The 13,507-nt window shown below is 49.0% G+C and carries 11 protein-coding genes; 7 read left to right on the top strand and 4 right to left on the bottom strand.

Annotation, left to right across the window (positions count from 1 at the left end; genetic code table 11):
• Positions 1-111: 111 nt before the first annotated feature.
• The 4 genes from WC647_17615 to WC647_17600 form a co-directional block, all read right to left on the bottom strand.
• Positions 112-342 carry a hypothetical protein gene (locus tag WC647_17615; protein MFA6224123.1) on the bottom strand — a complete coding sequence of 77 codons (231 nt, stop codon included), beginning with the start codon at positions 340-342 and terminating at the stop codon, positions 112-114.
• 149 nt (positions 343-491) lie between these two features.
• Positions 492-1,001: a hypothetical protein gene (locus tag WC647_17610; GenBank protein ID MFA6224122.1), complete on the bottom strand. Its 510-nt coding sequence runs from the start codon at positions 999-1,001 to the stop codon at positions 492-494.
• 78 nt (positions 1,002-1,079) lie between these two features.
• Positions 1,080-2,432, bottom strand: coding sequence for a hypothetical protein (locus WC647_17605; protein MFA6224121.1), 1,353 nt, complete (start codon positions 2,430-2,432; stop codon positions 1,080-1,082).
• A 509-nt stretch (positions 2,433-2,941) separates the two neighbouring features.
• Positions 2,942-5,386, bottom strand: coding sequence for a sigma 54-interacting transcriptional regulator (locus tag WC647_17600; protein MFA6224120.1), 2,445 nt, complete (start codon positions 5,384-5,386; stop codon positions 2,942-2,944).
• Positions 5,387-5,991: 605 nt separating this feature from the next.
• Here WC647_17600 and WC647_17595 point away from each other — a divergent pair.
• The 7 genes from WC647_17595 to WC647_17565 all read left to right on the top strand — a co-directional run bounded on the left by WC647_17595 (position 5,992) and on the right by WC647_17565 (position 13,416).
• The gene (locus WC647_17595; GenBank protein MFA6224119.1) at positions 5,992-6,555 is read left to right on the top strand and encodes a helix-turn-helix transcriptional regulator; all 564 of its coding nucleotides are present in this window, start codon (positions 5,992-5,994) and stop codon (positions 6,553-6,555) included.
• Positions 6,556-6,577: 22 nt separating this feature from the next.
• Positions 6,578-7,369, top strand: coding sequence for a molybdate ABC transporter substrate-binding protein (gene modA / locus WC647_17590; protein MFA6224118.1), 792 nt, complete (start codon positions 6,578-6,580; stop codon positions 7,367-7,369).
• The gene (gene modB / locus WC647_17585) at positions 7,366-8,067 is read left to right on the top strand and encodes a molybdate ABC transporter permease subunit (GenBank protein ID MFA6224117.1); all 702 of its coding nucleotides are present in this window, start codon (positions 7,366-7,368) and stop codon (positions 8,065-8,067) included. Before modA ends, modB begins: the two co-directional genes overlap by 4 nt.
• A 3-nt stretch (positions 8,068-8,070) precedes the next feature.
• Entirely contained in the window at positions 8,071-8,838 is a 768-nt protein-coding gene (modC, locus tag WC647_17580) for a molybdenum ABC transporter ATP-binding protein (GenBank protein ID MFA6224116.1), read from the top strand.
• Between the two features lie 325 nt (positions 8,839-9,163).
• Positions 9,164-12,223, top strand: a complete 3,060-nt coding sequence (fdnG, locus tag WC647_17575) for a formate dehydrogenase-N subunit alpha (GenBank protein ID MFA6224115.1) — start codon at positions 9,164-9,166, stop codon at positions 12,221-12,223.
• A 13-nt stretch (positions 12,224-12,236) separates the two neighbouring features.
• A complete protein-coding gene (locus WC647_17570) occupies positions 12,237-12,884 on the top strand; it encodes a 4Fe-4S dicluster domain-containing protein (GenBank protein MFA6224114.1) in 648 nt (215 codons plus the stop codon).
• A 139-nt stretch (positions 12,885-13,023) separates the two neighbouring features.
• Complete coding sequence (locus WC647_17565; protein ID MFA6224113.1) at positions 13,024-13,416, top strand: LysR family transcriptional regulator; 393 nt, start codon at positions 13,024-13,026, stop codon at positions 13,414-13,416.
• Positions 13,417-13,507 lie beyond the last annotated feature (91 nt).

Genomic DNA, 13,507 nt, shown 5'->3' with positions numbered 1-13,507 from the left:
GCAAGTAGAATGCAAATTATTGCCGCATACAACCCAAAACCGTTCTTTTTCATAACAATCTCCTTTTTCAATGAGTCAATACTAACGTTGTTAGCGTCTGGATAAATGGGGCTACCATTTGCTCAGACGCTCATCCAGTTCCTTCTCCGCTTCCTCACGCTTCAGCCCGTATTTCTCTTGGAGCTTCCCTACGAATTGTTCACGTGTTCCGTGCAAGACTTCCAATTCGTCGTCGGTGAATTTGCCCGATGTTTCTCTTAGTTCATGGATCCTCCTTGTCGCTGCGGATTTAATTCGCCGGGGTTTTTCTGTTCCCGGGTCAGAAACCAAACGAAGGTGCAAACGCTTCTTATGAATGGGGCTTCTCTCAATTTTTTGTTCTACAGTCGCCAGAGTGAGCCTTCTGATACTGCTCTATCATTGCGTGCTGAGCCCTACCTCTACCAGGAGTATCGCGGAGAAATCAGCCAAGCGAGTTTCTCAATGCCCAATCAATTCTTCTTGTCTGAGGGAATGGGTTCCTTAGCCTTTTCCTTGACCTTTTCTTCTTGAGGCTTGGCCCCTTCCATTTTTTCCTGGGTCTTTTCTTTCATCTTTTCAATCTGCTGTTGCTGCTGAGGCTCCTGCATTTGTTGTTGTCGCGGCGTTTGCTGTTGCTTCAGGTGTTCTTGCTGAAGCTCTTCCCGCTGCATGTGTTGACGTCGCATCGGCTCGGCCTGCTCGCGATCAGGGCGCATACGCTCACGTTGCTCCCTTTGAGGACGAACCTGTTCTGTGGGTTGCCCTGCGCCCTTTGCACAGTCCCTTGCCTTTCTTTTTTCCGCCTGTTCCATGGTTTTAAATGGACCCGCAACGGTGTCAGCTTCGATCACCCTGCACGTTCCACCCTTGTCCTTGACCACAAACCAATGTTTCTTCTCAGCCAGAGCAACCCCGGCCATCAGAGAAAAAACTATCACAACAAACAGTACTGACGAATTTCTCAACAATTGACGTTTCATGTTTCTCTCTCCGTTTGTGTTTATTTTGCAAAATATTCGCTCGCTCGTTAGCTATCCAAGAACGACCCTACCAACACACTATTGCGCAGCGTTTGGCGCTTCTTTCTTTTGTTTGTCAGATGGCTCATTTAGCCTCACCAACAGCCATTCTTGCGTACGTTCTTTACCAAGATGAACCAAAACCCCTGTTTCGTCCTTGGTAAGGTTGTAAATCCCCGTCTCCATTATCACGGCGTTTTCATTCTTGTCGGCAAAGGTCCAGACAGCTCTCTGAGATTCCTTATCAACCATGCCTTTGATCGGTTTGGCCGTATTGTCCTCGCTATTGAAGTATGTCCCCTGTATGGCGCCATCCTTGTTAACAGCCAGTTGAAGGACCATGTTAGAGGGTTTGTTAGCCTCCTGAGTGACAGCGAAAACGCCTAACGGCATCCATTGGTCCTTGTCATCCGTGATTTTTGGCGCTTTGTCTATTATCCGGACAGCCTGGTTATAATACTCCGGCGCAGAGGCAAGACGTCGACCATTGAGATAAACGTAATCATCCGCATAATAAAAATTGGAGCCATAGTCATAGTACAGGGGCGTTCCCCAGCCCCATGGGACCCATGAACTGAGCGCAATCCATGTGGCGGGACCCCACCAATACCCCCAGGGTCGGTTTGGCCAGATGTGATTGTGCCAGTAATAGTTGTTGAGGTACGGGTGGTTCCTCGACCAATTATTATTAAATACGTTGTTGTACTTCGTGGAGTAGTTATTTCGGAGTTGCTGGGTTGTCTGAGGATTTAATCGTTGGCTCGCCTGGTCGCCCTTGATGGGCAGATGGCCTGCGGTCATCCTCTCGCCGGATTTTCCTCCCGCAAAGTGATCCAGGGCGATTGCGCCTGCCGCTGCCCCCGCGGCGGCAACCCCAACTTTGCCTAGCCCGGATTTTGCGCTACCAACATTGGTCTTGGGCAGGTTAAGATGTTCCTGTAACTGACTCTGGGTCGGCTTCTTTCCAGACCTTACATTTGAGGACCTGTTTACGCTGGATGGCCCAGACCTTACATTTGAGGACCTGTTTACACTGGACGGGCCAGATCTGCCGTTTGAGGACCTGTTTACACTGGATGGACCAGACCTGGTGTTTGAGGACCTGTTTACGCTGGATGGCCCGGACCTTACGTTTGATGATCGGTTTACACTGGATGGGCCAGATCTCATGTTTGAAGGCCGGCTCACAGATGGCGTAGTCCGACCTGTCCCACCTGTTCTGGCGCCACCTCTGTTAACCCCGGCTCCTCCACCGCCGCCTCCATGAAATACGGGGCCTCCTCCGCCGCCACCGCCGCCATGGCCTCCGCCTCTGCCCTGGGCGACCGCGGAAGGCGCCATTAAGGCTAGAATTGATACAAAGGCAATTAAAAGATACGATATTTTTTTCATTGCGGCCTCTCCTTTAGAATTAGATGCGGAACCTGGTATCATTACTTTGATCGGACCTGTTTCTCGCGAATAAACTGGGTCTCTGCTTTTTCAAAATAAGTACGTTTACGACCCGCGTTGAGGGTCAGAATTGATATGACTTTTTAAAAAAGAGATCTAACAGATGATTAGATCGCCTCATTATTCCTATATCTTAAACTAGATAAACACATTAAAAGCGCTCTAGAGCCTTTCAATGTTCTATCAATCCTTCTTGTATGACGGAATGGAGATAGTTTAACCCTTATCGTATATGAAGCACATTTCGTGCCAATTTTCCTACACAGAACCATATGCTTGAAAAACCAAAACTAATTAAACAGTTAGGAATAGCGACAGAATTTGGAGTGGGTTATGAAGCGTCTACGACAGAGGCTTAACGAGAAGAACGTGCCCTAACAACGGACCACGAAACGCCTGATGTGTGTTTTATCAAGGGGTTAGAAATTAGCCTGGTGTCTTAATGTAGGTCAATCATCCTGGTCTGCGGTACGGTTTTCGCTCGTAATCCCAAAACGCTTCATGTGACGATACAGAGAATCTCGGGCTATACCCAGCGTACGGGCTGCGCATCTTCTGTTGCCTTCACAGCGTCGCAGCGCCTCTAAACAAAGGGATTTGATCACCTCGTCGGTCACGTCGTGAAGCGTGCGTTCTTGCAACGGGAAACTGGAAACGTGAGACCAGTCCTCAGAGCTTCCTTTACCGGAAGGGAGCGTCAAGCTCAAGCTATGCCCGTCGGATAGCATCAACGCGCGTTCGAGAGCGTTCCGCAACTCCCTGACGTTGCCCGGCCAATCATACCTCGTGAGCGCAATTGCGAAGGCCGGATCAACATACGGGAGAGTAGTTAGTTGAAGTTCCACCGCTAGCCGCGACATGATCTCTTCCGAGAGTATGCGGATGTCTTCGATCCTGTTACGAAGGGGTGGCACGGTTATCCCGAAAACGTTAATTCTATAGAAAAGGGCGGACAGGAATCGGCCTTCCTCAACCTCGTTATCAAGACTCCTATTGGTAGCCGAGATGATCCGAGCATTCACATTAATGGGTTTCTCACCACCGACACGAAGGAATGACCTTGTGTCCAGAAACGTAAGAAGCTTGGACTGTAACGAGAGTGGAAGCTCCCCTATTTCGTTGAGTAGGAGAGTGCCCCCTTCCGCCAACTCCAGAAGTCCTCGTTTACGCCTATGCGCCCCTGTGAATGAGCCACGCTCATGTCCGAAAAGCTCTGATTCGGCTAATTCCCTTGATATGGCAGCGCAATTCAGCGAAAAGTAAGGGCCAAGCGCACGCTTCGAGTGGTCGTGAATCCACCGCGCTAAATAGTCCTTCCCGCTCCCGATCTCCCCCTGAAGAAGAACCGCGCCGTCACTGGCGGCTGCCGAGCGAGCCTCGCTCATCGTCGCCCTCATGGCCTCCGAGGGGTAGCTTTCAAAAGATGCTTTTGGAGTTGGCAATACCCTCGAGCGCTCCGTCACATCACGAGAAATCCCGAATACGCCGATAGTTTTACCATGAGCGTCATGAAGAGGTCTGAGGACCGTATTCAGGGTGAACGAGACGCCCTTTCTGCGGACAGTGTGTTCTCTTTCGATGGCATCTCCGGCGAGTACGCGGAGATCCAGCAGTCGAAGCTGGCGCCCAACTGCCTCGCCATAGATGTCCTTGGGTTTGCGTCCAATGATTTCGGACGTGTCAAGTTCAACCATTTTGGCCATCGCTGCGTTCACTTGTGTGTATTCAAAATTACTATTCATAATGAAAATCATGTCCTGGGCGCCGTCAAATATTGCCCTGAAACGCTCTTCACTGCTACGCAAAGCTTCCTCATCCCGCTTCCGTTCGGTAATATCGAGATACGTTCCCGCTACCCGCAAGGGTTTGCCGTCTTTACCCCGTTCGACGACTGAACCACGGGCCAACACCCACTTCCAGTCGCCGAGCCTTTGCCTGACCCGAAATTCGGCCTCGTATAAAGGTATACGGCCTTCCAAATGGGCATTGAGAGTCTCCATGACCCGAGACCAATCGTCTGGATGAGTTAGATTCTCCCACCAAGGGAGATGTGACTGAATCTCATCCAGAGTGAATCCTAGCATTTCGGCCAAACGCTGGTCGCAAATGGTCTCACCTGTCTCAAGGTTGTAGTCCCACGACCCCAGGCCCGCTCCGCTCAATACGAGATTCAGCCTCAGTTCACTTTGCTTAAGACCGCTTTCCGCCTCGTGGCGCTCGACAATTTCCAGTTCAAGCGCTGAATTGGCCTGCAATAAATCGGATGTGCGTTCTTTTACTCTAAGTTCCAGTTCATCGTAGGCTCTCTGTACCGCATCCTCCGCGAGCTTGCGGTCGGTGATGTCCGTTATGGCTGTTCGCCATTGGCCGGGTCCGCCTTTAGTATCCGCTATTCTTACGCTATGCAATTGAGCGTGGAACCAACCGCCATGCGATTTTACCAATTTGATTTCGCTAATGTGCTGGGTCTCGGTTTGCAAGACCTGCTTACGATGCAAATAGAAGGTGTCCTGGTCATCCTTATGAATAAAACTCGTCAGGGGCTTATTAATTAGGGATTTTCTCTCAATTCCAAGTAGGCTCGCTCCTGTGAGGTTAGCTTCCAAAATAACAGCATTCTTGTCCAAGGTGAAATATCCAACCGGCGCATAGTCAAATAAATCCAAATACCTTTCTCTGGACCGCTCTGCTTCCTCTTGAGCCCGCTGGAGTTCCTCATTCTGCATTTCCAACTCAATCTGGTGGACCCACAACTCATGAATGAGTTTTTGCATTTCCTCTTTGGTCAGAGCTGGTAAATCGGGGATTCCCTCTCCAGATTTTCCGAGAAGGGCAGCTTCGGCCAGAGATCGTAGACCGGTGAGATTACTTTTGGGATTCTCATCTTTTGTCATGTATAAACGCAACCTCCTCGATCAAATATACAATAGTATTATAGCATTGTGTCTTAATATTATACCACCGGTTTTGATTGCCGGAAATTTAATTTGTTTGGGGCTCATATTAGTAAGGAAGCCAATTAATAAAACCGGAAATAAGGGAGAGGCGGGATCGTCTACCGACCCAACCTCTCGATGCACACGAAAAAAACCGGGCAGTTTTGTTACGTGTACTAATCAATTGTGACATGTTCTCTACATGTCAATGGCCTCAAAAAAATTTTCAGGTTCATTCATAATGGCTCCGCATTCTGAGAGCCTCTATTAATTACCCCGGCAACCAGATATTTTACAGAACCCTTAGTTTCTGGCATAATTTGAGCCGTCTTTTCAAAAAGTTACGGATATCAAACCAACTCTTTCTGAGTATGTCCTGAAGAAGTGAGGATTTTTGAGGTACCCTTCTGAGAATTTTGAGCCCAATCGGGACGAAAGTGATTCAAATGAATTCAAACATGGCGCAGGCAGCCTAGTTCGCGGTCTTTGGCCTGATTTGGGCCTATTTTCTTGACACGCAAAACGAATCTAGGCATATTACTCACACTATGACTAGTCAAGCAATGAAACTACATACCGTTTCGTCCAGAAACCCTGCGGAATTCGCTGTCATGGGCGCTCTGGACCTTGAGGATTCTCATGGCTACAGGTTGGTAGCATTCCTTCAGGAAAATTTGTCCGGAATCTGTTGGCTTGGCCGCAGCCAAATCTATGCGTTACTGTCGAAACTCGAGCATGAAGGCCTGACAGCTCACGAACGTGTCGAACAGTCTAACCTCCCTTCGAAAAAGGTGTTCAGACTCACCGAGTATGGAAGAAATGAACTCCATCAGTGGCTAGCCGCGCCTGTCTCGAATCTCAGGGATCTCAGAATTGAGTTCCTTATCAAGCTTTTTTTCGCTCGACTCAGATCTGAAGACATAGAAATGGTTCTTCTGTCCGAACAACTCGAAGTATGTAAATCCAAGCGGTCCCATTTGATTGAAGTCAGGTCCGGGGCATCAACCAGAATCGTCCAGGAAGCTCTTGAGTATCGCATTTCAATGGCTCAGGCCGCCTGTGTCTGGCTGGAAACCCTGATCAAACAAACTTCCAACCCGTCTAGTAAACCTGTTCCCGCCCAGTAATCAACTGCGCTTTGAAAGGACTATGATGAAAAGAAAAGGTTTTCTAATCCCTATTTTGTCAGTTCTATTGTTAGTTGGCGTCGCTCTTGTTTCGGGCGCCAATTGCTTTGCCGCCGAAACTGGACATGTCACCATTTTTGCCGCGGCGTCCACTACTAACGCTATTAATGATATCGCCGCCGTGTTTAAGAAACAGTTTGGGGTCGACGTGGTGTCCTCATTCGCTTCATCCTCCACTCTAGCCAAGCAGATCGAACAGGGAGCGCCTGCGTCCATTTTTATTTCCGCGGACGAGGACTGGATGAATTACCTGGCAAAGAAAGACTTGATCAACCCTGCAACCCGATACAATCTTCTAGGTAACACATTGGTGCTGATTGCTCCTGTTTCCAGTAAAATAGTGAAGATAGATAATATCAAGTCCCAATTGATGGCTGAGTTGGGCTCCGGACGGCTTGCGACAGGAGACCCGGACCACGTTCCAGTTGGTAAATACGCTAAAGCCGCGTTTGAAAAGCTCGGGATATGGAAAGAGATTGAGCCGAGACTCGCTCGAGCGAGCGATGTTCGTGGCGCTCTAGCTCTTGTCGAAAGAGCCGAGGCCCCTTTGGGAGCCGTATACTCTACTGACGCCGCTATTAGCAAGAAGGTAAAGATCGTCGGAGCCTTTCCTTCAGACAGCTATCCTCCTGTAATCTATCCGATAGCCTTGATTAAGGCCCACGAGAGCCAGGACGCCAAGAAATTCTTTGAGTTCCTCAAGGGAGTGGAAGCAAAGGCGATTTTTAAGAAATACGGTTTTAGCGTCAAGTGACTGAATGGTACTCATTGACGCCACTGGAACAGGAGGCGCTCAGGCTGAGCCTGTGGATATCAACATGGGCGGTCATAGCCATCCTTCCGCCGGGAATATTTATCGCCTGGATCCTCGCCAGAAAGAGGTTTGTCGGCAAGACCCTTCTCGATGGATTGACGCATCTGCCTCTTGTGTTGCCTCCTGTTGTAATTGGCTATCTATTGCTGGTTCTTCTTGGCCGAAATGGCGTCATCGGCGCATGGATATACAAGAACCTCGGAATCAGCTTCATCTTCAACTGGAAAGGGGCCGCCGTAGCGTCCGCTGTTGTGGCGTTTCCTCTCCTGGTAAGAGCGATTCGCCTTTCCATTGAACAGGTGGATGAAGGATTGGAAGCGGCCGCCAAAACTTTGGGAGCTGGGCCGATCCGGGTATTTTTCACAGTAACCGTGCCTTTGATTATGCCGGGGATCATTACCGGCGTTATTCTAGCGTTTGCCCGTAGCCTTAGCGAATTTGGAGCGACAATAACCTTTGTCTCAAACATTCCGGGACAAACTCGGACCTTGCCTTTAGCGCTATATACGCTGACACAGGTCCCGGACGGCGAAGCCGGAGCAATGCGTTTATGCGCAATTTCCGTGATTGTGGCGTTTGTGGCGTTGATGCTGTCGGAATTCAGCTCCAGATACGTTTTGAATAGGATTCGAGGCTAAACGGTGCTTGAAGTAAATGTCCGAAAAAAATTGGGCGCATTTACAGTTAACGTCGCATTCTCTACGGGAGATTCGGGCATCACCGCAATCTTCGGGCCTTCCGGGGCCGGAAAAACATCTGTCATTAACATGGTCGCCGGACTGCTTGAGCCTGATGAAGGCCGAATTTCTTTGGACAATGAAACGATCTTTGATTCGAAAAAAAAGATTAATGTCGCTCCCAATAAAAGGCGACTCGGTTATATTTTTCAGGATGGCCGTCTTTTCCCTCATCTATCTGTCAAATCCAACCTGACTTACGGCATGAAATTGGTTCCCAGGAAAGATCGAAGACTTAGCTTTGATAAAGTAATTGACCTTCTGGACCTGGGCGCGCTTCTCAATAGACGGCCGGCCAAACTGTCCGGCGGGGAGAAGCAGCGGGTGGCTATAGGCCGGGCTCTTCTGACGAGTCCTTCCCTCCTGCTTATGGATGAGCCGCTTTCGTCACTGGATGGACAACTAAAGGCGGAGATTTTGCCTTTCGTTTCAAAAATGCAGACGGAATCCATGATTCCGGCGCTCTATGTCAGCCATTCAATTGACGAGATATTGTTAATCGCTGAAAGTGTAATTGTTGTCAGAGGTGGTCAAATAGCGTTTTCCGGTAAACTTGATTCATCTTTAATAGAAGAGCGTTCCGAGCTTTTCCCCACACTCCAGGGAAACAGCCCTGCCCTCCTACCGGAGCCCTATCTTCAAAACACTTTAAGTTCCAGCCTCCTGTTTTAGAAGCGCAACAGTCGGTTACCTCCTTACGCTGACATTTGCTCTTTTGTTCCTGCTTTTGAGTTGAACCTATGCGAATCCAGTCATAGCATTCTTCACCAATTTCCATATTTTTATCTAATGTAATAAGCAAGTTGCATCGCAGATACGGACTCGTTGTTGACCACATCTCATTAGTCCTGCTAAATATGACATAATGGTTATGTCTGCTTGGACATATTGTTCAGGCGAGACGCATAGTAAACCAATTTACCTCACAAAATCACCATCTACAGGTTTACGTCGGAATCTATCCGAGGCGAACCACGAATCCGGAAAGGAGGTTCCTATGGATTTGACTCGTCGTCAGTTCATTTTGCTTTCCGGCGCAGTTGGAGCCGGGGCGGCTTTGTCTTCCCTCGGGCTCGATCTGGGGCCGGTCAAAGCTTATGCTGAAGAACTCAAAATCGACAAAATGAAGACCGCGAAAAATACCACAACCATATGTCCTTACTGCTCAGTATCTTGTGGTCTTATCGTGAGCACAGACACCGCAGCCGGAAAAATCATCAACATTGAGGGGGACCCGGACCATCCCATCAACGAAGGAGCGCTTTGCGCCAAAGGGTCAGCGCTTTACCAGACAACAGCCAATAACCCTAGTCGTTTGACCAAGGTGCTATATCGCGCGCCATTCAGTGACAAATGGGAAGAAAAACCCTGGGATTGGGCCATCACGGAGATCGCCAAGAGAGCGAAGGCCACACGCGACGCTGATTTCATGGAAAAAAACAGCAAAGGACAGATAGTCAACCGTGTCGAAACTATCGCTCATCTGGGAAGCTCGAACATAGACAATGAGGAATGCCATACTCTTAACGCATTGATGAGAAACCTGGGTATAGTCTATCTGGACCACCAGGCGCGGGTTTGACACAGCCCGACAGTTGCGGCTCTGGGAGAGTCGTTCGGGCGTGGCGCAATGACCAATCATTGGATAGATCTTAAAAACAGTGACTGCCTTCTGATAATGGGCAGCAACGCTGCTGAAAACCACCCTATCTCCATGAAGTGGGTAATGAGGGCAAAAGAGGCCGGGGCCAAGATTATTTCTGTAGATCCTCGTTTTACTCGTACTTCCGCGGTCGCCGACATCTATGCTCCTCTTAGATCAGGAACCGACATCGCCTTCCTGGGGGGCATGATCAATTACATCATTGGAAAGAATAAGTATTTCAATGATTACGTTGTAAACTACACCAACGCGTCGTACATTGTCGGAGAAAAGTTCGATTTTAAAGATGGCCTGTTCTCGGGTTATAACCCCGAGACCAAAAAATACGACGCTTCCCAATGGGCATTCAAACGTAACGACAAGGGTGTCCCGGAAATGGACCCCACTCTGAAGAATCCGCGCTGTGTATTCCAGTTGTTAAAAAAACATTACTCCCGATACCCTGTTGAAAAGGTTTCTGAGATAACCGGGACGCCGGTGGCCGATCTTCTCAAGGTATACGAGACATTCTCTTCGACAGGGGTGAAGGACAAAGCCGGCACGGTGCTTTACGCGTTAGGGTGGACACACCACACCTTTGGGACACAAAATATCCGGGCCAGCGCCATCATTCAGTTGCTGCTCGGTAATATTGGAATTGCAGGTGGCGGAATCAACGCCCTTCGTGGTCAGCCCAATGTTCAAGGCTCGACTGATGGTTGCTTGCTTTTCCACTTGATACCCGGCTACCTGAAAGTCCCTCGAACTTCGCAACAGAGTCTGGAGTCGTACCTCAAGGCCAATACTCCGACCACGGCAGAGCCTCAATCCGCGAATTGGTGGCAGAACACTCCCAAGTACACAGTCAGTCTTCTCAAATCCTACTATGGAGACAAGGGCTCGAAAGAGAATGATTTCGGTTACTCATGGTTGCCGAAGTGTGACGACGGGGCCACATATTCGTGGTTCGACATGTGCGATGCCATGTATCACGGAAAAATCAAAGGTTTCTTCGTATTCAGCCAAAATCCTGCGGGGAGCCATCCCAACGTGAATAAAGTCGTGAAAGCGCTTTCGAATCTGGACTGGCTGGTGCATACAAACATTTTCAATAATGAAACAGCGTCCTTTTGGCATGGCCCCGGTTTAGATCCCAAGAAAATCAAAACAGAGGTATTTCTGTTACCGGCCGCATGTTCAGTGGAAAAAGAAGGTAGTCTCTCAAATAGCGGCAGGCTTGCCCAATGGCGTTACAAGGCGGTTGAACCCCCTGGAGACGCCATTTCTGATGGAGACATGGTTGCCAGGATAGTTCTTAAGCTCAAGGAACTCTATCAAAAAGAAGGAGGGAAATGCCCTGAGCCGATTGTGAATCTCCAGTGGGATTATGTTGATGACAAAAACCGATATGACTCGCATAAGGTAGCTAAAGCTATCAACGGTTATTTCCTGAAGGACGTGACGCTTAAAGATCCTTCGGGTAAAGATCTCAATTTCAAAAAGGGCGATCTTGTGCCCGGTTTTGCATTGCTACAGGCCGACGGGAGCACATCCTGCGGTAACTGGCTCTACTGCGCAAGCTATACAAACGCCGGCAACATGATGGCCCGTCGAGGAAAAGAGGATCCCACAGGACTTGGGATGTACTCCAACTGGGCCTGGTGCTGGCCGGTCAATCGTAGAATCATTTACAACAGAGCCTCCTGTGATCCGGCCGGTGTCCCGTGGAACCCCAAACGAGCGATCTTGAAGTGGGAAGGCGGTAAATGGGTCGGGGACGTTCCTGATGGACCTTGGCCTCCCATGAGTGACAAGGAAAAGGGGAAACTGCCATTTATCATGAAACCGGACGGACGAGCTTTCCTGTATGGTCCAGGACTGGTGGACGGGCCGTTTCCAGAGCAGTATGAACCAGTGGAAAGCCCGTTAAAAAAGAACCCGATGTCCCAACAAATGAATAATCCAGCGATAAAGTTCTTCAAGAGTGACATGGACAAGTTTGCATCGGCGGATCCCAGATTTCCGTTTGTGTGCAGCACGAACGGCATCGCTGAGCACTGGTGTTCAGGGTCATTTACACGCTGGCAACCATGGTTGCTGGAGGCCCAGCCCGAACTCTATGTCGAAATGAGTCCGCAACTCGCCAAGGAGATCGGCGTCAAGAACGGCGATAGAGTTAAGGTGGCGTCCATCAGGGGAGAAGTGGAGTGTGTGGCCATGGTGACCCCGCGCATACGTCCATTCAAGATAACCGGTAAAGTGGTTCATCAGGTAGCAATGCCTTATTCCTTCGGCTGGCTGATTCCTAGGTCGAGTAGAAACAACGCAACAAATCTCCTTACTCCATCCGTAGGAGACGCTAACACCATGTGCCCGGAATACAAGGGCTTCATGGTCAATGTCACGAAAGTATGAGGGGGTGTAAAAAATGTCCAAAGGATTCTCGATACTCGTAGACACCTCCAAATGCACCGCGTGCAGAGGTTGTCAGATAGCGTGTAAGCAGTGGAATCAGTTGCCGGCCACGCAAACGAAGAACTGGGGCAGCTACCAAAACCCGCAAGATCTGTCGGCTGTGACCTGGAAATTGGTTAGAATGGCAGATGGAACCAACGGCGATGGCAAAGTTTACTGGAACTTTTTTTCCGATCAATGCAGACACTGCTTGTCTCCAGGTTGCATGGCGGCGGCTGAAAACGGTGAAATTATCCAGGACGAAAAGACAGGAGCTGTCCTGTTCACCCCAAAAACAAAGGACCTGGACTTCAAGGCTACTCTCGAGGGATGTCCTTATAACATTCCTCGCCAGGATCCCAAAACAAAGCAGCTTTTCAAGTGCGTAATGTGTTTCGACAGAATCACTAACAACCAGATTCCCGCATGTGTAAAAGCCTGTCCAACGGGCGCCATGGTTTTCGGGGAACGTGACAAGATCGTTGATATGGCCAAAAAGAGGGCGGAAGAACTGAAAAAGATCTACCCCAAAGCTGCGGCTTTGAATGCTGACGACGTCCGGGTGATCTACGTAGTCAAGGGCGACCCCAAGAAGTATTACGAGTTCGCCGCCGGCAAATAGGTTTTCTCATTTTTTATGACCGCAACCCTGAGGAATTTTCCTCAGGGTTGTCTTTTCACCGAATCAGATTTAATCTCGGTCTTTTTTCAATGTGACCCGTTCTTTGAAGATGTGATTCTAATAAATCGGTTGGTTCTGAATGGATTTCAGACTTCGCTACAAGATTTGGCTCGAAAACGACGAGGGAAAACCTGTAATTGGAATGGGCAAGGTCAAAATTCTGCTCGCAATTCGCAGGTTGGGCTCCATTAGCGCCGCGGCTCGTGAACTTGACCAGCCATATCGTAATGTTTGGGCCAAAATTAGAGAGGCCGAAAAGCAATGTGGATATAAGCTGGTAGAAACTGGACCCAGCGGATCCAAACTTACGAAAAACGGAGAAAATCTACTCTCAAAATATATTTGTCTCTTCAGGAGTTGCTCTCGATCGGCCAAGAGCAAATTCCACCAACTCTTCGCTTCTGATTGCGACGCCAAGATTAATAACCAAGTGGATTCAAATCTCCAGACTGAAGAGGAAAACTTACAATAGACAGGTTCAAGCTGGTTGTGGAACAACTGCGTTTAGAATTCTTATTCCAGAGGAGAGTCGACAACGATCGGAATTGTAAACATGGCTGACA

Source organism: Desulfomonilaceae bacterium, assembly GCA_041662605.1.
Classification (GTDB): Bacteria; Desulfobacterota; Desulfomonilia; order Desulfomonilales; family Desulfomonilaceae; genus CAJBEZ01.
The sequence above is the reverse complement of the archived record's forward strand: the minus strand, read 5'-3'. Positions and strand labels throughout refer to the sequence as shown.

What these genes read in the sequence shown, in the direction of transcription:
- WC647_17610 (MFA6224122.1), bottom strand. Translation starts at nt 1,001, where the DNA reads ATGAAACGTCAATTGTTGAGAAATTCGTCAGTACTGTTTGTTGTGATA.
- WC647_17605 (MFA6224121.1), bottom strand. Translation starts at nt 2,432, where the DNA reads ATGAAAAAAATATCGTATCTTTTAATTGCCTTTGTATCAATTCTAGCC.
- WC647_17600 (MFA6224120.1), bottom strand. Translation starts at nt 5,386, where the DNA reads ATGACAAAAGATGAGAATCCCAAAAGTAATCTCACCGGTCTACGATCT.
- WC647_17595 (MFA6224119.1), top strand. Translation starts at nt 5,992, where the DNA reads ATGAAACTACATACCGTTTCGTCCAGAAACCCTGCGGAATTCGCTGTC.
- modA (MFA6224118.1), top strand. Translation starts at nt 6,578, where the DNA reads ATGATGAAAAGAAAAGGTTTTCTAATCCCTATTTTGTCAGTTCTATTG.
- WC647_17570 (MFA6224114.1), top strand. Translation starts at nt 12,237, where the DNA reads ATGTCCAAAGGATTCTCGATACTCGTAGACACCTCCAAATGCACCGCG.
- WC647_17565 (MFA6224113.1), top strand. Translation starts at nt 13,024, where the DNA reads ATGGATTTCAGACTTCGCTACAAGATTTGGCTCGAAAACGACGAGGGA.